At 68.8% G+C, this 18,522-nt stretch carries 23 protein-coding genes; 10 read left to right on the top strand and 13 right to left on the bottom strand.

The annotated features are described in order from the left end of the window. Positions 1–50: 50 nt before the first annotated feature. From ACW172_RS04235 to ACW172_RS04200, 8 genes are all read right to left on the bottom strand, one after another. Positions 51–464, bottom strand: a complete 414-nt coding sequence (locus tag ACW172_RS04235) for a DUF6491 family protein (protein WP_492033941.1) — start codon at positions 462–464, stop codon at positions 51–53. A 76-nt stretch (positions 465–540) separates the two neighbouring features. Continuing rightward, positions 541–2,349, bottom strand: coding sequence for a tRNA (5-methylaminomethyl-2-thiouridine)(34)-methyltransferase MnmC2 (gene mnmC2, locus ACW172_RS04230; RefSeq protein ID WP_492033940.1), 1,809 nt, complete (start codon positions 2,347–2,349; stop codon positions 541–543). A 93-nt stretch (positions 2,350–2,442) separates the two neighbouring features. Continuing rightward, the gene (locus tag ACW172_RS04225; RefSeq protein WP_492033939.1) at positions 2,443–2,754 is read right to left on the bottom strand and encodes a hypothetical protein; all 312 of its coding nucleotides are present in this window, start codon (positions 2,752–2,754) and stop codon (positions 2,443–2,445) included. A 165-nt stretch (positions 2,755–2,919) separates the two neighbouring features. Further along, positions 2,920–3,213: a hypothetical protein gene (locus ACW172_RS04220; protein ID WP_492033938.1), complete on the bottom strand. Its 294-nt coding sequence runs from the start codon at positions 3,211–3,213 to the stop codon at positions 2,920–2,922. Between the two features lie 106 nt (positions 3,214–3,319). After that, entirely contained in the window at positions 3,320–3,613 is a 294-nt protein-coding gene (locus ACW172_RS04215; protein ID WP_492033937.1) for a hypothetical protein, read from the bottom strand. Positions 3,614–3,742: 129 nt separating this feature from the next. Next, positions 3,743–4,093 carry a hypothetical protein gene (locus tag ACW172_RS04210; RefSeq protein WP_492033936.1) on the bottom strand — a complete coding sequence of 117 codons (351 nt, stop codon included), beginning with the start codon at positions 4,091–4,093 and terminating at the stop codon, positions 3,743–3,745. Between the two features lie 100 nt (positions 4,094–4,193). Continuing rightward, positions 4,194–5,060 carry a flagellar motor stator protein MotA gene (gene motA, locus ACW172_RS04205; protein WP_492033935.1) on the bottom strand — a complete coding sequence of 289 codons (867 nt, stop codon included), beginning with the start codon at positions 5,058–5,060 and terminating at the stop codon, positions 4,194–4,196. A gap of 84 nt (positions 5,061–5,144) precedes the next feature. After that, complete coding sequence (locus ACW172_RS04200) at positions 5,145–6,944, bottom strand: long-chain-acyl-CoA synthetase (protein WP_492033934.1); 1,800 nt, start codon at positions 6,942–6,944, stop codon at positions 5,145–5,147. Between the two features lie 274 nt (positions 6,945–7,218). On the opposite strand from ACW172_RS04200, the gene ACW172_RS04195 reads away from it, so the two are divergent. Together ACW172_RS04195 and ACW172_RS04190 are read left to right on the top strand one after the other, a co-directional pair. Further along, complete coding sequence (locus ACW172_RS04195) at positions 7,219–7,695, top strand: peptidase S1 (RefSeq protein WP_492033933.1); 477 nt, start codon at positions 7,219–7,221, stop codon at positions 7,693–7,695. Between the two features lie 153 nt (positions 7,696–7,848). Further along, positions 7,849–8,379 (top strand): hypothetical protein, encoded by a 531-nt coding sequence (locus ACW172_RS04190; protein ID WP_492033932.1) that lies wholly within the window; start codon positions 7,849–7,851, stop codon positions 8,377–8,379. 105 nt (positions 8,380–8,484) lie between these two features. On the opposite strand, the gene ACW172_RS04185 is transcribed toward ACW172_RS04190, so the two are convergent. Together ACW172_RS04185 and ACW172_RS04180 are read right to left on the bottom strand one after the other, a co-directional pair. Next, on the bottom strand, positions 8,485–9,810 hold the full coding sequence (locus tag ACW172_RS04185; protein WP_492033931.1) for a PQQ-dependent sugar dehydrogenase: 1,326 nt from the start codon (positions 9,808–9,810) through the stop codon (positions 8,485–8,487). 9 nt (positions 9,811–9,819) lie between these two features. Beyond that, positions 9,820–10,380, bottom strand: a complete 561-nt coding sequence (locus tag ACW172_RS04180) for a lipocalin family protein (RefSeq protein WP_492033930.1) — start codon at positions 10,378–10,380, stop codon at positions 9,820–9,822. A 147-nt stretch (positions 10,381–10,527) separates the two neighbouring features. Between ACW172_RS04180 and ACW172_RS04175 the strand changes: the two genes are divergently transcribed. The 4 genes from ACW172_RS04175 (at position 10,528) to ACW172_RS04160 (ending at position 13,956) form a co-directional block, all read left to right on the top strand. Then, the gene (locus tag ACW172_RS04175; RefSeq protein WP_492033929.1) at positions 10,528–10,833 is read left to right on the top strand and encodes a DUF2218 domain-containing protein; all 306 of its coding nucleotides are present in this window, start codon (positions 10,528–10,530) and stop codon (positions 10,831–10,833) included. Positions 10,834–10,942: 109 nt separating this feature from the next. Beyond that, positions 10,943–11,911: an ABC transporter ATP-binding protein gene (locus ACW172_RS04170; RefSeq protein ID WP_492033928.1), complete on the top strand. Its 969-nt coding sequence runs from the start codon at positions 10,943–10,945 to the stop codon at positions 11,909–11,911. After that, positions 11,908–12,675, top strand: a complete 768-nt coding sequence (locus tag ACW172_RS04165; RefSeq protein ID WP_492033927.1) for an ABC transporter permease — start codon at positions 11,908–11,910, stop codon at positions 12,673–12,675. Before ACW172_RS04170 ends, ACW172_RS04165 begins: the two co-directional genes overlap by 4 nt. A gap of 120 nt (positions 12,676–12,795) precedes the next feature. After that, positions 12,796–13,956 carry a hypothetical protein gene (locus tag ACW172_RS04160; RefSeq protein WP_492033926.1) on the top strand — a complete coding sequence of 387 codons (1,161 nt, stop codon included), beginning with the start codon at positions 12,796–12,798 and terminating at the stop codon, positions 13,954–13,956. A 28-nt stretch (positions 13,957–13,984) separates the two neighbouring features. On the opposite strand, the gene ACW172_RS04155 is transcribed toward ACW172_RS04160, so the two are convergent. Further along, complete coding sequence (locus tag ACW172_RS04155) at positions 13,985–14,362, bottom strand: hypothetical protein (protein ID WP_492033925.1); 378 nt, start codon at positions 14,360–14,362, stop codon at positions 13,985–13,987. A gap of 186 nt (positions 14,363–14,548) precedes the next feature. Here ACW172_RS04155 and ACW172_RS04150 point away from each other — a divergent pair, with 186 nt between their 5' ends. The 4 genes from ACW172_RS04150 to ACW172_RS04135 all read left to right on the top strand — a co-directional run bounded on the left by ACW172_RS04150 (position 14,549) and on the right by ACW172_RS04135 (position 17,818). Continuing rightward, positions 14,549–14,977, top strand: coding sequence for a hypothetical protein (locus ACW172_RS04150; RefSeq protein ID WP_492033924.1), 429 nt, complete (start codon positions 14,549–14,551; stop codon positions 14,975–14,977). Positions 14,978–15,050: 73 nt separating this feature from the next. Further along, positions 15,051–16,235, top strand: a complete 1,185-nt coding sequence (locus ACW172_RS04145) for an acyl-CoA dehydrogenase family protein (protein WP_492033923.1) — start codon at positions 15,051–15,053, stop codon at positions 16,233–16,235. A 4-nt stretch (positions 16,236–16,239) separates the two neighbouring features. Continuing rightward, positions 16,240–17,364 (top strand): acyl-CoA dehydrogenase family protein, encoded by a 1,125-nt coding sequence (locus ACW172_RS04140; protein WP_492033922.1) that lies wholly within the window; start codon positions 16,240–16,242, stop codon positions 17,362–17,364. Between the two features lie 88 nt (positions 17,365–17,452). Next, positions 17,453–17,818 (top strand): hypothetical protein, encoded by a 366-nt coding sequence (locus tag ACW172_RS04135; RefSeq protein WP_492033921.1) that lies wholly within the window; start codon positions 17,453–17,455, stop codon positions 17,816–17,818. 78 nt (positions 17,819–17,896) lie between these two features. Here ACW172_RS04135 and ACW172_RS04130 read toward each other — a convergent pair whose 3' ends face one another. Together ACW172_RS04130 and ACW172_RS04125 are read right to left on the bottom strand one after the other, a co-directional pair. Then, on the bottom strand, positions 17,897–18,196 hold the full coding sequence (locus ACW172_RS04130) for a hypothetical protein (protein ID WP_492033920.1): 300 nt from the start codon (positions 18,194–18,196) through the stop codon (positions 17,897–17,899). 79 nt (positions 18,197–18,275) lie between these two features. Continuing rightward, complete coding sequence (locus tag ACW172_RS04125) at positions 18,276–18,518, bottom strand: hypothetical protein (protein WP_492033919.1); 243 nt, start codon at positions 18,516–18,518, stop codon at positions 18,276–18,278. Between the last annotated feature and the right edge of the window lie 4 nt (positions 18,519–18,522).

The raw sequence follows: 18,522 nt of genomic DNA, 5'->3' as shown, positions 1-18,522 counted from the left end.
CTTCCAGACTGACCGGGCCGCATCCCTTCCGCGGGAACCGTCCCGTCCTATCAAGGACGGGAACGGGCCGGTAGAGCCGCGACCTCGGCCTCCGTCAGCTTCCGGTCGATGTGGGCGCGACACGTCTGGCCCTGGCCGTTCGCATCCGGCGCCGCCACCGTCACCCAATCGTTCGTACACAGACGGCTGGCCCCGGCGTCGGCGACGATCGCCATGCGGAAGGCATCCTGAAGGGCGGTGCAGGCGCCCGAGGTGTTGACCTCATAGACGTCGCCGCCGCGCACCTTCACATACAAGGTCGTCGAGGACCCGGCCCGGAAGTTGTCGATCTGCTGCTGGAAGAAGCACTGCCGTTGCGGAACCCCCGAGACCGCCTCGGAGGCTGTCCCGGACGCCATCTGGCCGGGGGCGGAACAGGCCGCGACGGCCAGGGCGGGAAGAAGAACCGGCAGGAACTGACGCACGAGGGGCTCCTTGAACAGGTTCGCGACTGTGCGCCCCGCCCCATGGCTGCGCAAGCGGGGCGGCGCAAGACGCGCGTCACCCGCCCCGGAGACGCCGGGGAGACAGACGGGCCGCGAAGCCGGCGGGAAGAGGCGAGGACCCGCGCGCGATCGTCGCCGCCAGATGTTCGCCGAGCAGGGGGGCGACGCAGAAGCCGCGCGAGCCGAGGCCGCCCAGGATCCAGACCCCGTCCTCCAGGACGCCGCAGACCGGCAGGCGGTCGGCGGTGGTCGCACGGATCGCGGCTCGCGCCGACGTCGGGGTTCCGACGATGAGGTCGGCGGTCGCGGGCAGGCGGGCGGCCAGGACGGCGCGATTGCGGTCGGTGTCGCCGGGGCGGACCTCGGTCGTGGTGTCGTCGCGGTCGTGGGTGGCGCCGAACAGGAAGCCGGTCCCGGTCGGTGCGAGATAGCCGCCCCAGGCCGTGGCTTCCGGCGCCGGTTCCATCTCGACCCAGTCAGCCTGACCCCGGACGGGGCGCAGCGTCAGGTCGGGCGCCAGATCGGCCGCTCCCCAGCCGGCGGTCACCGCCACGGCCGCGGCCTCGGCCAGGATCAGGCCCGTTGCGTCGACCAGGCGCAGGATCTCGCCGTCCCGCTCGATCCGGTCGACCCGACCGGTCACGACGGGAACGTCCTCCAGCCAGGCGTCGAGGATCCGTCGCGGGGCGGCGGTCAGGGCGCCGGCCATGTGCAGGCCGCCGTCGAAGACCGTCATCTCACCCTCGGACCACCAGGGCTGGTCCGCGACCTTGCCGAAGCGGACGGCGTCGCGATCGGCCTGGGTCAGCTGGGTCACGCCGGAGGCGATCACCGCGCCCGGCGTCGCCGCATAGAGGGTGCGGGCCCGCTCCAGGGCCTGGGCGTGGAGGCCGGCGATGACGGCGTCCCCGGCGTCCAGTCGGGGCGTGACCAGTGACGCCGGGAAGCCGGATCCCCCGGCGCCGGGCCGTTCGGTCTCGATCAGCACGACGGGGACGTCGAGGGCCTTGAGGGCGCGCGCGACCGAGGCGCCGGCGATCCCGCCGCCGATGACGGCGACCGAGGCGGGCGTTCCGGTCGGCGCGGCCGCTTCGGCCATGGCTTCGGCCCCCGCTTCGGGAAGGCGGGCCTCGAGCCGCTCGCGCTTGCGTCCGTGACCGGGGCGTTTCTCGACCGCGAAGCCCCGCTCCGACAGGCCGCGCCGCACGGCCCCGGCGACGGTGAAGGTGGCGACGCGGGCGCCGGGCGCCGATCGGGCCGCGATCCCGTCCATGACCGCATCGGACCACATCAGGGGGTTCAGGGCCGGGGAGAAGCCGTCCAGGAACCAGGCGTCGGCCCCCACGCCTCCATGGCCCTGCCACTCCTCAAGCGCCCAGGCCGCATCGCCGACGGCGAGGTCGATGGTGGCGCGGAAGTCGGGCAGGTCGATGCGGTGGAAGCCGGGCGTTCCGGCGGGCCAGGCGGCGATCAGGGCCGAGGCGATGTCGGCCACCTCGGGCCAGGCCGAGAGCGCCCGCGCCGCCTCCTCCGCCGTCAGGGGAAAGGCCTCGAGGGTGAAGACGTTCAGCCGCCCGTCCGCCGGACCCTGGCGCCGCCACAGATCCAGAAGGGCGATAATGTTGAGCCCCGTGCCGAACCCGAGTTCCGCGACGGTGAACGATTTCCGCCCGGCCCATCTCTCCGGCAGGCCGCAACCGGCGAGGAAGACCGCCCGACTTTCCGCCAGGCCGTCGTCCTTTGAGAAATAGACGTCGCCGAAACGGGCCGAGCGCGGTGCGCCGTCCTCGGACCAGGTGAGATCGGCGTGTCCGCCGGCCTCGAAATCCGGGGCGTCATCTTCGGGAAGTGTTTGATCGGGCATGGGGCGCCACCTCTAGCGGCGGCGGCGGATACGAAAAAGGGGCCGCCCGTGGGCGACCCCTTTCCGTTCAGGCCTGAAGGCCGTCTCGAAGGTTCAGTGCTTTTCCGGAGCCGGGGCGGCCGGAGCGGCGTGCGGCGCCATGGCGCTTTCCGCCGGAGCGGCATGGGCGTCGGCCGGAGCGGTCGTGGTGGCGGCGGCGGCGTTGGAGGCGGCTTCGCCCGCGGCGGCGGCGGCGTCGGCGGCGGCCTGGTCGGCGGTCGCGGCGGCGTCGGCGGCGGTATCGGCGGCGGCGGCCGAATCAGCGGCGGCGTCGGCGGCCTTTTCCTCGGGCTTGGCCGAGCAGGCCGTGATGGCCAGAGCGGCGGCGGCGGCGGCCGACAGGGCCATCAGATGACGAATGGTCATGGGAATTCCTTCCTTTTCCGCGGGATCGTGAAGCCCCGCAACGGGGAGCTAACGACCGCCCGGACCAAACCGCAAGTTAAAAACATCACGCGTTCGTGATTGCCGATCATGGTGCAGTGCGAGGTCGGAGTGCGGTCGTCCGGACCCGGAAAGGACCAAAGCGGCTCAGTGTGGGGCGGGTTCAGGCAGGGGGCGGGTGGTCGGTGCGCCCGTCTCCGGAAGCCCTGCGGCCTCGGCGGCCTGGGTGCCGGCCTTGAGCGCGGTCTCGCCCGCCTCGGCGGCGTCGGCATTGGCCCGGGCGGCGTCGGCGGCGGCCTGATCGGCGGAGGCGGAGGCCGCGTCTGCCGAAGCCTGGGCGCTCTTTTCCGGGTGATCGGAGTGGCAGGCCGCGAGGGCCAGGGCGACGACGGCCAGAACGGCGCCGAACAGGGGCGCGGTCTTCGACGGGCGGTGGGTCATGGCGGGCTCCCGGCGGGCGGGCGCCGGACCCGCATCCCGGCGTAACGCGACGAGCCGCTGGGACGCAAGAGGACGCCGCCACGCAGCGACGACGTCCTCGAAGCCGTCAGTGCTTCGGGGCCATGGCGCTGTCGGAGGCCGGCGCCATCTTGTCGGCGGCGGGCGCCATGGCGTGATCGGCCGGGGCCATCGCGCTGTCCGACGGGGCCATGGCGCTGCTCGAGGCGGGCGCCATCTTGTCGGCGGCCGGGGCCATGGCGCTGTCCGAGGCCGGGGCCATCGATCCTTCAGCGGCGGGGGCCATGGGGGTTTCGGCCTTCTCGTCCGGCGCCGGCTTGCAGGCGGCGATCGAAAGGGCGGCGAGGCCGGCGGTGATGAGTGCGATGCGGCGAACGGTCATGGAACAGTCCCTCTGTCGGCGATCGGCGAGACGATGTGTCGCGCCTTTGATCGTCCCTTCGAGGGCCGGTCCGTCCGCGCCCTCGACCCGCTTACGCGGACGAGGGGCGAAGGGTTACAGAATCAGACGTCAGTGCGGGGCGGTCGGGCCGCTGGAGGCGCCGGCGGGCGACAGGGTCCCCTTGGTCGCGGCGATGGTTTCCTGCGAGGTCGGCGGGCGGTCGGTGGTCGCCGGGGCCATGGCGGAGCCGGAAGCCGGGGCCATCGCCCCCGAGGCCGGGGCGGACGACGACATGGCTCCGCTGGACGGGGCCATCGCTCCCGAGCTCGCCGGAGCGTTGGCCGAGGCGTTCGATCCGGCATCGCTCGCCGACATCGCGCCCTCGGTCGAGGCCGCGGGGGCGGTTTCCTCGGCGGGCTTCTGGCAGGCTGCGACGGATAGCGCAGCGGCGCCGGCGGCGAGGATCATCAGTCTTTTCATGGCGTTCTCCCGGACGAGATCGCCTGGCCGGAACGGCCCGCCGTCATCGGCTCGCGCGATCGTCTCTCGGGGTGAACGAGCTTGAGTGGACTGTGTTCCGTCAGTCGGTGGGCGCGGCGGCCAGGGCCTCTTCCATCTCGGCGAAGGAGGGCTGGGCCGCCGAGGGGATGTCGCCGCGGCCGATTTCGACCGAGATCTGGGCGGCGTTGCCGTGCAGGTGGGCGACCAGGACCGACTGGATGATCTTGTAGAAGGCGGCTTCCTCATCGACGATCGCGTTCAGACGCGCCGCGAACGGACCGACCAGGCCGTAGGCCAGGAACACGCCGAGGAAGGTGCCGACGAGCGCCGAGCCGATCATCTCGCCCAGCACGGCCGGGGGTTCGGTGATGGCGCCCATGGTCTTGATGATGCCGAGCACGGCCGCGACGATGCCGAGCGCAGGCAGGCCGTCGGCCAGGTTCTGCAGCGCGTGCGGGGCCATGGCGGCCTCGTGGTGGTGCTTCTCCAGCTGCTTCTCCATGGCGTCCTCGATCTGGTGAGGATCCTCCAGGTTCATCGTCATCATCCGCAGGGTGTCGCAGATGAAATCGATGGCGAAGTGGTCCTTCATCACCTTGGGATACTTCTGGAAGATGCTGGATTCGCCGGGCTTTTCGATATGACTTTCCAGGGCGATGACGCCCTTCGATTTCATCGTCTTGGTCAGCTGGAAGAGCAGGGAGAGCAGGTCCTTATAGTCCTGCTTCTTCCACTTCGGCCCGGCGAAGCATTTGCCGAAGCCGCCCATCGCGCCTTTGATGACCCCGATCGAGTTGGCCATCAGGAAGGCCGCGACGCCGGCGCCGAGGATGGCCATCAGTTCGTGCGGAGCGGCGTGAATGATCACGTCCATCTTGCCGCCGGACATCAGGAAGCTGCCGAACACCAGGCCGAACAGCAGCACAATGCCGATAATCTGGAACATGAAGGGCCCAACGTCCTCGAAGGAGAGGCCGCGACCATCGCCGTTAATGATTAAGGGGCGGTTGCGATTTGCCGCCCGACGTTCTCAGAGCCGGTTTTCGCCGCTGATGATGGTCGCCAGGATCGCCGGGGTCAGCTTCTGATAGCCGGACTTGCCGCCGCGCACATAGATCGTCCCGTCGGTCTTGGCCGGATCGAAGCCCTCGGCGACCAGATCGACCTTGCGGTATTTGAAGGTGCCGGTGGTCTCCACCGTCTTGGCGATGCGGACGAAGACCGGCCGCGCATAGGGCGGCAGCTGTTCGTCGGCATAGTCGGAGAAGGCCTTGGCCGAGAACTTGCCCTCGGGGATGATGGTCACCATCCCGGCCTTGCCTTCGGTGAAGGGCACGGGGACGCCGTAGGCGATGACTTCCTGGACGCCCGGCGCCTCGGCCAGCCGCTGCTCGACCTCGGAGGTGGAGACGTTCTCGCCCTTCCAGCGGAAGGTGTCGCCGATCCGGTCGATGAAATAGAGATAGCCCTCGGAGTCCTGACGCATCAGGTCGCCGGTGCGGAACCATTTGTCGCCGCGCGCGAAGACGTCGGTGAGGATCTTCTTCTCGGACGCGGCCTTGTCGGCATAGCCGGAGAAGTCATGGCGGACGTCGTTGCCGATGGCGCCGATGGCCTCGCCGATCTCGCCGGGCCGGGCTTCCTCGCACAGGCCGTTGGCCCCGCGGACGGGCTCGTTGGAATCGACGTCGAAGCGGACCAGACGGATGTTGATCTGCTTCTTGAGCAGCTTGGGCACCCGGCCGATGGCGCCCTGTTTGCCGTCGAAGTTGAACAGGGAGACGTTGCCCTCGGTCGAGCCGTAGAACTCCAGGATGTCGGGAATCTTGAACCGGCTCTGGAAGTCGGGCCAGACGTCGGGGCGCAGGCCGTTGCCGAAGGCCAGCCTCAGCTTGTGGGCGCGATCGTCCTCACCGGGCGGGCAGTTGACCAGATAGCGGCACAGCTCGCCGATATAGACGAACATGGTCGCCCTGGTGGCCCGGACGTCGGCCCAGAAGTTGGTCGCCGAGAAGCGCTTCCTGAGGATCAGCCGGCCGCCGTTCAGCAGGGCCGGGCCGATGCCGACCAGGCCGCCGGTCGAGTGGTACAGTGGCAGGACATCATAGATGGCGTCCTGGGGCGTGGAGTTGGTGCAGCCGGCGAAGGCCCGCATATAGGTCCGGGCGCGCGAATGGGGGATGCGCGCCGCCTTGGGCAGGCCCGTGGTGCCGGAGGTGTAGATGTAGAGGGCGGTGTCGCGGTTGGTCAGGCCTTCGCGCACGGTCTTCGGCGGCCGCACGGAGGAGGCGCTGCGCACGGCGTTGTCCAGGTTGCGGCGGGCGTCGGCCTCGTCCTCGGACTTCAGGCCCACGACCCACAGCATCAGGCTGCGCGTGGCGAAGGGCCGGGCCTCCTCGACCTGTTTCCAAGTGCTCTCGTCGGCGACCACCTGGGCCACATTGACGATGTTCAGGCAGTGGGCCAGCGCCTGACCGGTCAGGTTGGTGTTGATCAGGGCCGTGGCGATGCCGACCTTGGAGAAGCCGATCCAGGCCGCGATGTATTCGATGCGGTTGTGCATCACCAGGCCGACGACGTCCGAGCGGCGCAGGTTGCGGCTGCGGGCCCAGGCGCCGAAGCGGTTGGCCAGGGCGTCCAGCTCGCGATAGGTGACCTTGCGGGTCTCGTCCTCGATCGCGACGTTGTCGCCGAACTTGTCGACGGCTTCCTCGAAGTCGTCACAAAGCAGGACCGGGCTGTCCAGCTCGATCGGTTTGATCCGCTTCAGCAGCCGCCGCAGACCATTGGCGAATTTGAGGTCGCGCCTGATGTTCGCTGCGAGACCCATGATTGCCGTCACTCCGTATGCGCCTTCTGTTCTCCTGATGGACAACCCGCCCGCCCGGGTCAACTCGCGGGCGAATTCAGAACGATGCTCCATGAGGTTTTGGGCGGTCCGTGGCGCCGTTGCGCCGGTAACGCACGGTCAAGTTTCGGCTTTCAGGGGATTTGAAAGGACGTCAGTTTTCGTCGGCTTGATCCGGAGCCAAGCGCGACGTTAAATCGCACAACGCCGGTCGTCGGATCGTCCGAATGAATTATCGGCGGGGGGAGTTTTCGAGATGCGCCGTCTTTCCATCGCCGCCGGTCTGTTCGCCATGCTCGCCGCCGTCGCGGCGCCCGCGCTGGCCCAGGACTATGACGCCGACACCACCTACGGAAACCTGGAGCTCCAGGCCGGCTTCACGCCCGACCCGGCTTTGGTCAGCCTGCAGGCGGGCGGATCGATCGACGCCTCGACCCGGTTCGACAGCTGCCAAGGCTTCATCGCCCAGGCGCCGGACGTGCGGCTGATGTGGAGCGGTTCGACCAAGGGCGGTTCGCCGATCAAGATTTCGGTCGTGTCCAATGCCGACACCACCCTGGTGGTCAATGCCCCGGACGGCAGCTGGCACTGCGACGACGACAGCGGCGAGGATTCCAACCCCTCCCTGACCCTGACGCCCCAGAACGGCCGCTACGAAATCTGGGTCGGCACCTATACCTCGGGCGAGACCAAGAATTCGGTTCTGTCGGTATCGGAAGTCACCAGCTTCTAAGGCCGGTTCAAGCCTTGCCTTAAGGCAAGCGGCGCCGTGAGGAGCGGTTGTCGTCACGATTGTGGCGACAACGGTGTTTCTTCCGGGCGGTGACGATTTGGCGGAACCCGGATCGGTGGCGAATGTTCTTTCTCCGAACTTTTGGAGGATACAATGTCCGTCACCTATACTGGCGATGAAGTCGCCCCGACTACTGAAGATGTCTATGTGCCGTCCTTCGCGCGCCGTCCGGCGAAGCAGAAGAAGGTGCGCGCCTGGATGGTCCTGGCCCCCATCGCGGCGGTCGCCCTGATCGGCGGCGGCGCGGCGGTGCTGATGTCCAGCGGTGGCGAACCCGCCCAACCGCTGGCGGAGCTGGCCCCGGCCCCGACCCCGATAGTCCAGCCGACGCCCGCCCCGGTCGTCCAGGCTCCGGTCGCCGCCGTTCCGGTCGAGGCCACGCCGGCTCCGGCCGTCCGTCAGGCTCCGGCCCCCGTCGCCCGTCGCGAAAGCGCCCCGGTCCGTCCGGCCGCCCGTCCGGCGCCCCGCGTCGAGACCCCGGCCCCGACCGGTCCGCAGCCCTACACTGGCGCGACGTCTTCGCTGAACGCCACGGTTCCGGCCCCGCGCGTCGTAACGCCTTCGATCCCGGCGCCCACCCCGGCGGCTCCTGCGCCGGTGATCGTGGTCCAGCCCCTGAACTAACGTGTGAGCTAACGTCTGCGCGTTAGGGTCCGCGCTTGAGTTTGCGGACCTGAAATGAAGAGGCCCCGGTGGAGCGATCCGCCGGGGCCTTTTGCTGCCTGAAGCCTAGTTCGCCGACGACACCCGCCAGACGACATTGCCGACGTCATCCGCCACCAGCAGGGCGCCCGTGCGGTCGGTCTGGACGCCCACCGGCCGGCCCCGCGCCTCGCCCTGGGCATTGAGGAAGCCGGTCAGGACGTCGCGCGGCCCGCCCGCCGGAACGCCATTGGCGAAGGGCACGAAGATGACCTTGTAGCCGTTCGGCGCGCTGCGGTTCCACGAGCCGTGCTGGCCGACGAAGGCCCCGTTGCGGAAGGCGGCGGGCAGGGTCGCGCTGTCCGAGAAGGTCAGGCCCAGCGAGGCCGTATGGGCCCCCAGCGCATAGTCGGGCCGGATCGCGCTGGCGACCAGCGCCGGGTTCTGCGGCTTGACCCGCTCGTCCACCGTCTGGCCGTAATAGCTGTACGGCCAGCCATAGAAGGCGCCCGGCGTGACCGAGGTCATGTAGTCGGGGACCAGATCATTGCCGATCTCGTCGCGCTCATTGACCGAGACCCACAGCTTGCCGCTCTCGGGGTTCCAGGCGAGGCCGACGGGGTTCCGCAGGCCCGAGGCATAGACGCGGCTGGCGCCCGTCGCCCGGTCGATCTCCAGGATGGCGGCGCGGTTGACCTCCTCGCCCATGCCGAAGTCGGCGACGTTCGAGTTGGAGCCCACCCCGACATAGAGCTTCGTTCCGTCGGGGCCGGCGACCAGACTCTTGGTCCAGTGGTGGTTCCGGCCAGCGGGGAGGTCGGTCAGCTTGACCGGCGCCGCGGTGATCCGGGTCTGACCCGTCTGATAGGGGACGCTGACCACGGCGTCGGCGTTGGCGACATAGAGGCGGTCCCCGACCAGGGCCATGCCGAACGGCGACATCAGACCGCTCAGGAAGACGGTCTTCAGCTCCGCCGTTCCGTCGCCGTCGGCGTCGCGCAGCAGGGTGATGCGGTTCGGGCTCGGCGCCCGGGCCCCGGCCTTCTTCATGAACAGGCCCTGGAAGAAGCCCTTGATGCCTTCAGATTTCACCTCGGGCGGCTTGGGCGGGGCGTTGGTCTCAGCCACCAGGATGTCGCCGTTCGGCAGCCGGTACAGCCAGCGCGGATGGTTCAGGCCCGTGGCGAAGGGCTGGACCTTCAGCCCCGCCGCCGGGGTCGGCATGGCGCCGGCCGGCCAGCCCACGGCCGGCGCCACCTTCACCGTCGGGAACAGACCCGAGTGCGGCGCGGGCAGGGTGGGGTTCGCTCCGAAGCCGACGGCGGGATCCAGCGCCTCCTGACCTCCGCAGGACGCCAGCATCAGGGCGGCGGCGCAGACGGCGACGGGGGCGGCGGTGAGCGATCGAGACATGGACAGTCCTCAGTTGGGCAGCGGTGCGGGAAACTCGAGCCGGGCGGGATCATAGCCCAGCTGGCGGACGCGTTCGACGAGCCGCGCCAGTTCCGGCTGCGATGGGACGGTGCGGGTGTAGATCCACAGTCGGTCGAAGGTCGGATCGGCCGAGATAAACCAGCTGTAGTCCTCGGCATGGTCGAGGATCCAGAACTCCCAGGTCACCAGACCGCCGAAGTACCGGGCGCGGAATTTGGCATTGGTTCCGGGATCGAGAATGGTCGCGCGCGCCCCGATGGCCTTTTCCTTGCCGGTCGGGGTCTTGTCCTGACAGGTGTCGCGCAGGGTGAGGGCGGCGGGACCTGTGAGGGTGTAGCTCGTCGTTCCCGCCACGCAGCCGTCGGTCAGCCGCATCGGCAGCCGCCCGATCTCCAGCCAGCGGCCGGAGTAAAGCCGTTCAGCGTCCACGGCCTTGGCCGGTTGCGGCGCCCGATATTGCGCAGGCGAGGGGGCCGTGGCGCAGGCGCTGAGCCCCGCCGAAAGCGCCAGCGCGGCCGAGGCGGCGAGGGCGAGGGATCGAAGGGACATCGGGGCAGGCTCCACGGCTGCGGTGACAACCTTCAGCTACGAACGCGGTTCCCGTCGCGATGCGGTCATCCTGTCGACACAAGAAGATATATCTTGAGAATTGTTCGCAACTGACTATATGCGGAGCCCGACAGAAGGAATATCCCCATGGCCGACACCGCCCCCACTTCACTGGCCCGGACCGAAACCGTTCACGCCAGCCGCTACCTGCAACAACTGGCCAAACACTGGAGCCACAAGTTCGAGGTCCGCTTCACCCCGACGGCGGCGACCATCGACCTGCCGCTGGGCCGCTGCGAACTGACGGCGGACGATCAGGCGCTGGAGGTGACGCTTAAAGGCACGCCCCACGTCGACATGGGCCGGTTCCAGACCGTCGTCGCCGAACACCTGCAGCGCTTCGGTTACCGCGAAACCCTGACCTTCGACTGGCGCGACGCGAACCCGGCCTGAAGTCGACCCGACGCCGAATTGTGTCAGCAGCCCCTTCCGGCGCCTTGAGGGTCTGAAGAACGTCGCCATATTCCCCGCGCAGCCGGATGCCGGCGCGCGGGGAGCCTGCATGACCTTGACGACCAATACGCCGCCGAAAGCGGCCCCCGTGATCACCATCGCGGGCCTGTCCAAGACCTACAAGTCCGGCCTCCAGGCCCTGAAGACGGTGGATCTGAGCATCGGCAAGGGCGAGATCTTCGCCCTGCTGGGGCCGAACGGGGCGGGCAAGACCACCCTGATCTCCATCGTCTGCGGCATCGTCACCCCCTCGACCGGCACGGTCGTCGCCGACGGCTTCGACATCCAGACCCAGTACCGTCAGGCCCGCTCGCGCATCGGTCTGGTGCCGCAGGAGCTGACCACCGACGCCTTCGAGACGGTCCTGGCCACCGTCACCTTCTCGCGGGGTCTGTTCGGCAAGGCGCCGAACCCGGCCTTCGTCGAACAGGTGCTGCGCGACCTCAGCCTGTGGGACAAGAAGGACGCCAAGATCATGACCCTGTCCGGCGGGATGAAGCGCCGGGTCATGATCGCCAAGGCCCTGAGCCACGAGCCCGACATCCTCTTCCTCGACGAGCCCACGGCCGGCGTCGACGTCGAGCTGCGCCGCGACATGTGGCAGCTGGTCCGCAAGCTGCGGGACCGCGGCGTGACCATCATCCTGACCACCCACTATATCGAGGAGGCCGAGGAGATGGCCGACCGGGTGGGCGTCATCCTCAAGGGCGAACTGATCCTCGTCGAGGAAACCAAGGCCCTGATGAAGAAGCTGGGCAAGAAGACCCTGACCCTCAACCTCGCCGAGCCCATGGCCGCAGTCCCCGCCGAACTGGCCCAGTGGTCACCCGTGCTCAAGAACGACGGCCATGAGCTGGAATACAGCTTTGACGCCAATGCCGACGATACCGGGGTGCCGTCCCTGATCCGGGCGCTGGAAAAGCTGGGCGTCGGCTTCAAGGACCTGAACACCAAGCAGAGCTCGCTGGAAGACATCTTCGTCTCCCTTGTTCATCGCGACAAAGGAGAAGCCGCATGACCTTCAACGCTTACGGCGTCTGGGCCATCTATCGTTTCGAGATGGCGCGGGCCCTGCGCACCCTGTGGCAGTCGGTGGTCACCCCGGTCATCACAACGGCCCTCTATTTCGTCGTCTTCGGCTCGGCCATCGGCGGCCATATGAACTCGGTCGACGGCGTGCCCTACGGCGCCTTCATCGTGCCGGGCCTGATCATGCTCAGCCTGTTCACCCAGTCGATCTTCAACGCCTCCTTCGGCATCTACTTCCCCAAGTTCACGGGCACGATCTACGAGATCCTGTCGGCGCCGGTCAGTTCGATGGAGATCGTCATCGCCTATGTCGGGGCGGCGGCGACCAAGTCGGCGGTGCTGGGGCTGATCATCCTCGCCACGGCCGCCTTCTTCGTGCCGCTGCAGATCCTGCATCCGGTCGCCATGTTCGCCATGCTGGTGCTGATCTCGGTCACCTTCAGCCTGTTCGGCTTCATCATCGGCGTCTGGGCCAACGGCTTCGAACAGCTGCAGATGATCCCGATGCTGATCGTCACGCCCCTGACCTTCCTCGGCGGCTCTTTCTATTCGATCGACATGCTGCCTCCGGCCTGGCGGACCATCACCCTGTTCAACCCCGTGGTCTATCTGATCTCAGGCTTCCGCTGGACCTTCTACGGGGCCGGGGATGTGGGGGTGGGTTACAGCGTCCTGGCGACCCTGGGCTTCCTCGCCGTCTGTCTGGTCATCGTGGGCTGGATCTTCAAGACGGGCTACCGGCTGAAGAACTGATCGGACGCTCTGGCCTGAAGCGCGTGTAACGCTCGGGTCACGAAAGGGTCGAACTGCGCCGCCATTGTGGCGTTCCCGTTGTAACGTCCGCACGGTTCCCGCCGACGGACCGGAGTGCGCATGTCCGACAAGACCCCGGAAAATCAGCCGTCCGCCGAGACGGGGACGCCCGCCGCCGGAGCGCCGTCGGCTCCCGAGGGCGGTGCGCGGCGTCCGCTCCAGTGGGGACGGCCGCCGTCCCAGGTCTTCCACGTCGGCCCCCTGCCCAAGGGGCCGCCGATCGCTCTTGCGCCACGGCCCCAAGCTCAGCCTCCGGCCTCCGCCCAATCCTCGCCCCCGATATCGGGCGCCGGTTCGACGGTCGCTCCCATCCGTCAGGGTCAACCCGGCGCCCGCCCGGCCGCGACCGGCCGCGGCGGCATCTACAGCGGCTCCCTGATCCCGCGCGCCCGGCCGGATAAGGGGTTCGGGACCCTTCCCCCCGTCGCCAACCCGCCCGTTGCAAAGCCGTTTGCGCCGACCCCGACCCCCGTTCCGAGCCTGGCCGAACACCCGGCGCGCAAGGCTCTGGCAGCGGCCCCGCGTCCCGCGCCCGCCGCTGATCCGGTTGTCCTGCCGCACGCCCCCGCCGCGCCGGTGGAGGCTCTGGCGCCCGCGCAGGCACAGTCCTGGCCGGACACCACCGTGCGCCCCCTGCCCGAGGCCGCCACGCCGCCCCGGACGGTCGCCCCTGCTCCTGCCAGCGCGCAGGTTCCGCCTCAGGCTCCGGCCCTTGCCCGCACGACCGCCAGAAAGAGCTCCGGCCGGCTGCCGCTCTACCTCGGCGCCGGGGTAGTGGTCATTGCCGCGATCGCCGCCGCCGTCTGGGTCCTGCGTCCCAAACCCGCCGAGCCGCCGGCCCCGGTCGAGACGGCGCCCGTCGCCGCGCCTGTCCAGCCGACTGTCACACCTGAACCGGTTCCGCTCGACGCCGGTATGGTGGCTGAGACCGCCGCGCCTGTCGTCCAGCCCGCCCCGACGCCGGCGCCGGTTTCGACGGCCGCCCGCCCGGCCGCCCCGATCACGACCTCGCCTCGACCGGCCGCCACGGCCCCGGCGGGACCCGCCGCTTCGGCCCCTCGCCCGGCGACCACACCCTCGACGACACCGGCCGCCCCGCCGCCGCAGATCGTTGTAGCCCCGCTGCCGACGGCGCCCGTCGCCCCGCCGCCGACCGCCGCGCGGCCGCAGACAAACGACCCCGACGCCCCGATCACGACGCGGCCCCAGCCGTTGGATTAAGCCTCTGGATTGAGGGAAAGCCCCGTGCCTAGCGCAGGGTGATATAGCCTCGCTCGACCATGCGACGCAGCCCCTCATAGGCCTCGGCCAGCTCCTCATAGGCGCTGCGGTGGGCGGTCAGGCGGGCGGTCTGGTCGGGCGTCACGGGCGAGCCGGATTCCGACAGGCGCAGGGCCTCGGACACCCATTTGGTCCGGGCTGTGGCCACCGTCACCGCCAGCCGCTGGAAGGTCGACGGGTCGATGACCGACAGGGCCGCGCCGATCACCTCGCGGTTGGAGATGAAGGCGGTGTAGTCGATCTGCTCCATCAGGCCACGCAGCTTGCGGACCTCGCTCGGATCGCTGTCCTGGGGCTCGAAATGGTCGCGGGTGCGGCGCGTGCTCGAGGTCATGATGCTCGACATCGGTTCGTCCTCTGGCCTCTGGATGGCCGTTCAGAGCGGAGGTTGCGCCGCGCCGGTTAACGATCGGTTCCGGATCATCCCCAACTGCGACGTTCCGACCGCTGATCCTGTCTGGCGACGCTTCCGGAATCGCGCGAGTCTTCCGCCACGGAAGGGGGACGGGTGATGATGCGGGAGCGACCTTACATGCGGCTGGCCATCGTCCTGTTCGGCGCCCTGATCGTGATGCTGGGGGTTGGTCACGCCCTGACGGCGCGGGCCGAGCATATCCACATCAGCGCCGACCACATCTATCTGGCCCTGATGGCCGTGGCGCCGATCGGCATCCTGCTGCTGTTCCTGCTGGGCGAGCTGTTTCCCAGCAAGAAGATGAACTACGGCCTCGGCTGCGCCTTCGCGGTGATCTTCGTGGGCGCCTTCGTCGGGGCCCGAACCCAGATCGGCGTCAGCGAGAGCGACTTCGCCGGGGCCATGATCAGCCACCATTCCCACGCCGTGACCCGCTGCGGAAACGCCAGCCTGAAAGACCCCCGGCTGATCGCCTTCTGCGAGCGCATGACCGCCCGCAACCACGCGGAAATCGCCGAGCTCGAACAGATTCTCGACAAACCCTGACGCTGCGTCATTGCGAAATCCTGTTAGACAGGTCACGGGCGAAGGCGGAAAACACGCAGGCCCGGGAGATGACATGACCGATCTGGAAACCTTCCGCGCGGAGACCCGCGCCTGGCTGGAGGCGAACTGCCCGGCCGAAGTTCGAGGCCCGCAGGGCGGCGAGGAAGACCGTGTCTGGGGCGGCCGCAACCCGACATTCAAGACACCCGCCCACAAGCTCTGGATGGAGCGGATGGGCGCGAAGGGCTGGACCGCGCCCGAATGGCCGAAGGAATACGGCGGCGGCGGCCTGAGCCGGGAAGAGTCCAAGGTCCTGCATTCCGAGCTGCGCCGCATCGACGCCCAGCTGGCCCTGTCCAGCTTCGGCATCTGGATGCTGGGCCCGGCGCTCCTGCAGTTCGGCACCGAGGAACAGAAGAAGCGTTTCCTGCCCGAGATCGTGCGCGGCGAGATCCGCTGGTGCCAGGGCTATTCCGAGCCGGGCGCCGGCTCCGACCTCGCGGGCATCCAGACCCGCGCGGAAGACAAGGGCGACCACTGGATCGTCAACGGCCAGAAGGTCTGGACCTCCTACGCTGACAAGGCCGACTGGATCTTCTGCCTTGTTCGCACCGACCCGGACGCGCCCAAGCATCTGGGCATTTCGTTCGTCCTGTTCGACATGGCGACCAAGGGTGTCACGACCAGACCCATCACCCTGATCAGCGGCAAGTCGCCCTTCTGCGAGACCTTCTTCGACGACGTTCGCGTCGAGAAGGAGAACCTGGTCGGGACGCTGAACCGCGGCTGGGACGTCGCCAAGGCCCTGCTGGCGCATGAGCGGACCATGATCGGGGCCATGGGCTCCATCGCCTCGGGCCGGCCCATGGGTCTGGTCGCCGCCGACAGCCTGGGCGTCGATTCCGACGCGCGTCTGGAAGACCCCATGCTGCGCGCCCGCATCGCCGAGCTGGAAGTCGACCTGGCCGCCTTCAACCTGGCCATGGAGCGGGTCGGCGATCAGGTGAAGGCGCGGCAGGTCTCGCCCGCCATCGCCTCCATGTTGAAATACTACGGCTCTGAGCTGAACAAGCGCCGCCACGAAGTGCTGATGACGGCTGGCGGCTCGGATACGCTGGAGTGGGAGAGCGAGCGCTCGGACCACGGGGCGGCGGCCCGGGACTGGCTGCGCACCAAGGCCAACTCGATCGAGGGCGGGACCAGCGAGATTCAGCTGAACATCATCGCCAAACACCTGCTGCAACTGCCCGGAGCCTGAGCGGATGCCGCTGATCCTGACCGAAGAACAGACCATGCTGAAGGAGGCCGCCGACGGCTTCCTGAGCGAGAACGCCCCCATCGCCCACCTGCGCGCCCTGCGGGACGGCCACGACGCCGACGGCGTCTCCCGCGATCTGTGGAAGGCGTTCGGCGAGATGGGCTTCGCCGGGGTGATCATCCCCGAGGAACATGGCGGCTCCGGCCTCGGCGCGGTCGAGGCCGGGGTGGTGGCCGAGGCTCTGGGCCGCACCCTGACGCCCTCGCCCTTCATGGGATCGGGCCTGCTCTGCGCCAAACTCCTCACCGACGGCGGCTCGCAAGAGCAGAAGTCAGAATGGCTGCCGAAGATCGCGGCGGGCGAGGCCATTCTGTCCCTGGCCATCGACGAAGGCCCCAAGCACCGGCCCTCGGCCATGACCGCCCGCGCCGAGCGCTCGGGCAACGGCTTCAAGCTGAACGGCAAGAAGGGCTTCGTGCTGGACGGTCACATCGCCGACGCCCTGATCGTCGCGGCCAAGACCGATGACGTGACCCTGACCCTCTTCCTCGTCGATCCGAAGACGCCGGGCGTGGAGATCGAGCGCACCGTCATGGTCGACGCCCACAACGCCGCCCGCGTCACCCTGACCGACGTCCAGGTCGATGCCGACGCCATGGTCGGGGCCATCGACCAGGGCGAGCCCCTGCTGCAGAAGGCGCTCAACCTCGGCCGCGCCTGTGCCGCCGCCCAGCTGAACGGCGCGGGTGATCAGGCCTTCCAGGTCACCCTCGAATATCTGCGAACCCGAAAGCAGTTCGGCAAGCTGATCGGCGAGTTCCAGGCCCTGCAGCACCGCGCGGCCCATCTGTTCTCCGAGATCGAACTGGCCCGGGCCGCCACCCTCGGCGCCCTGCAGCGCATCGACGCCGGTGTCGACGAGAAGGGTCTGTCCGCCTCCATCGCCAAGTCCAAGGCCGGTCGTGTCGCCGAACTGGCGGTGCAGGAGGCGGTCCAGATGCATGGCGGCGTCGGCATGACCGACGAGTTCGACGTGGGCCTGTACATGAAGCGCGTCCGGGTCCTGAACGAACTGCTCGGCGACGCCGGATTCCACGCCGATCGGCTGGCGAGGGCCCAAGGATACTGATGGGTTACTGATCGGTCGGCTGTCACGAAACGGACCCATCCGACCCTTAGGCGTGTTTCAGGACTGAAGCCTGAATTCGGAGACCTCCATGCGCATCCTGATCGCCGCCCTTGCTCTCGCCGCGTCCCTGACGGCGGCCTGCACCCCGGTGGCGACGCCCGCCGATCCGACGATCCCGGGCCAGAGCGCCGACGCCGCATCCTGCGCCTCGCGCGGCGGCGAACTGCGTCGCGTGGGCCGGATGCAAACCCAGCAGTGCATCGTCAAATACGCCGACGCGGGCAAGTCCTGCACCTCGGGTTCCCAATGCGCCGGCGACTGCCGTCTGGAAGGCAACAGCGGCGTCGCGCCGGGCGCCTCGGTCACCGGCCAGTGCCAGGCCGACAGCGACCGCTTCGGCTGCCACACCACCGTCGAGGACGGCAAGGCGGGCCCGACCCTCTGCATCGACTGACGCGCCGCTCCCAACAGGCATGAAAAAGCCCCCGCCGATCGCTCGGCGGGGGCTTCGTCGTTTCAGGCCGTCAAGCGATCAGTGCTTGGCTTCGTCCTTGACCGCGTCGGCGTGGGCGTCGGCGTTGGTCTTGGTCTGATCGGCCGCGGCGCGCATGGCGTCGGCGGTCGCCTCGCCCTGGGCCACCGTCTGGTCGGCGGCGGCCTGGGCGTGAGCCTCGGTGGTCTTGGCGTCGGCTTCCAGCTTCTCGGCGTTGGCTTCGCCCTGGGCCTGGATGGCGTCGGCTTGCGAGTCGGCGGCTTTTTCGGCCGGCTTCTGGCAGGCGGCGACGCCGGTCAGGGCAGCGATGGCGGCGGTGGCGATAATCAGCTTACGCATGGGGACTTCCTCCTTATGGAGACACCCAAACGCCTGCCGACTCTGTCGGTTCACGCCGCCGTGAGAAAATCGTGACCGATCAGTGATCAGTCTTTTCGGCCGGAACCGGCGTGACTTCCATCGTCTGCATCTGGGCCTCGATCTGGCGCTGGGCGCTTTCGATCTGAAGCTCGTGACGGCGCTCTTCGGGGGTCATGGTCGACTTGTCCGGCACGGGCTCGGCGGCCGGGGCGGGCGCCGGGGCCGGAGCCTCGGCCTTCTGCTCGCAGGCGGCGATGGTCAGGGCGGCGAGCGCCAGGGCGGAAACGGTCAGGATGCGCATTGAA

It is taken from the genome of Brevundimonas sp. ALps5 (genome assembly GCF_058681645.1).
The sequence above is the reverse complement of the archived record's forward strand: the minus strand, read 5'-3'. Positions and strand labels throughout refer to the sequence as shown.

Coding starts and splice junctions, on each gene's coding strand:
- ACW172_RS04200 (WP_492033934.1), bottom strand. CDS start 6,944: ATGGGTCTCGCAGCGAACATCAGGCGCGACCTCAAATTCGCCAATGGT.
- ACW172_RS04175 (WP_492033929.1), top strand. CDS start 10,528: ATGGCCGACACCGCCCCCACTTCACTGGCCCGGACCGAAACCGTTCAC.
- ACW172_RS04190 (WP_492033932.1), top strand. CDS start 7,849: ATGTCCGTCACCTATACTGGCGATGAAGTCGCCCCGACTACTGAAGAT.
- ACW172_RS04130 (WP_492033920.1), bottom strand. CDS start 18,196: ATGCGTAAGCTGATTATCGCCACCGCCGCCATCGCTGCCCTGACCGGC.
- ACW172_RS04145 (WP_492033923.1), top strand. CDS start 15,051: ATGACCGATCTGGAAACCTTCCGCGCGGAGACCCGCGCCTGGCTGGAG.
- ACW172_RS04170 (WP_492033928.1), top strand. CDS start 10,943: ATGACCTTGACGACCAATACGCCGCCGAAAGCGGCCCCCGTGATCACC.
- ACW172_RS04165 (WP_492033927.1), top strand. CDS start 11,908: ATGACCTTCAACGCTTACGGCGTCTGGGCCATCTATCGTTTCGAGATG.
- motA (WP_492033935.1), bottom strand. CDS start 5,060: ATGTTCCAGATTATCGGCATTGTGCTGCTGTTCGGCCTGGTGTTCGGC.
- mnmC2 (WP_492033940.1), bottom strand. CDS start 2,349: ATGCCCGATCAAACACTTCCCGAAGATGACGCCCCGGATTTCGAGGCC.
- ACW172_RS04160 (WP_492033926.1), top strand. CDS start 12,796: ATGTCCGACAAGACCCCGGAAAATCAGCCGTCCGCCGAGACGGGGACG.
- ACW172_RS04125 (WP_492033919.1), bottom strand. CDS start 18,518: ATGCGCATCCTGACCGTTTCCGCCCTGGCGCTCGCCGCCCTGACCATC.
- ACW172_RS04215 (WP_492033937.1), bottom strand. CDS start 3,613: ATGACCGTTCGCCGCATCGCACTCATCACCGCCGGCCTCGCCGCCCTT.
- ACW172_RS04225 (WP_492033939.1), bottom strand. CDS start 2,754: ATGACCATTCGTCATCTGATGGCCCTGTCGGCCGCCGCCGCCGCCGCT.
- ACW172_RS04195 (WP_492033933.1), top strand. CDS start 7,219: ATGCGCCGTCTTTCCATCGCCGCCGGTCTGTTCGCCATGCTCGCCGCC.
- ACW172_RS04135 (WP_492033921.1), top strand. CDS start 17,453: ATGCGCATCCTGATCGCCGCCCTTGCTCTCGCCGCGTCCCTGACGGCG.
- ACW172_RS04210 (WP_492033936.1), bottom strand. CDS start 4,093: ATGAAAAGACTGATGATCCTCGCCGCCGGCGCCGCTGCGCTATCCGTC.
- ACW172_RS04180 (WP_492033930.1), bottom strand. CDS start 10,380: ATGTCCCTTCGATCCCTCGCCCTCGCCGCCTCGGCCGCGCTGGCGCTT.
- ACW172_RS04155 (WP_492033925.1), bottom strand. CDS start 14,362: ATGTCGAGCATCATGACCTCGAGCACGCGCCGCACCCGCGACCATTTC.
- ACW172_RS04220 (WP_492033938.1), bottom strand. CDS start 3,213: ATGACCCACCGCCCGTCGAAGACCGCGCCCCTGTTCGGCGCCGTTCTG.
- ACW172_RS04140 (WP_492033922.1), top strand. CDS start 16,240: ATGCCGCTGATCCTGACCGAAGAACAGACCATGCTGAAGGAGGCCGCC.
- ACW172_RS04150 (WP_492033924.1), top strand. CDS start 14,549: ATGCGGCTGGCCATCGTCCTGTTCGGCGCCCTGATCGTGATGCTGGGG.
- ACW172_RS04185 (WP_492033931.1), bottom strand. CDS start 9,810: ATGTCTCGATCGCTCACCGCCGCCCCCGTCGCCGTCTGCGCCGCCGCC.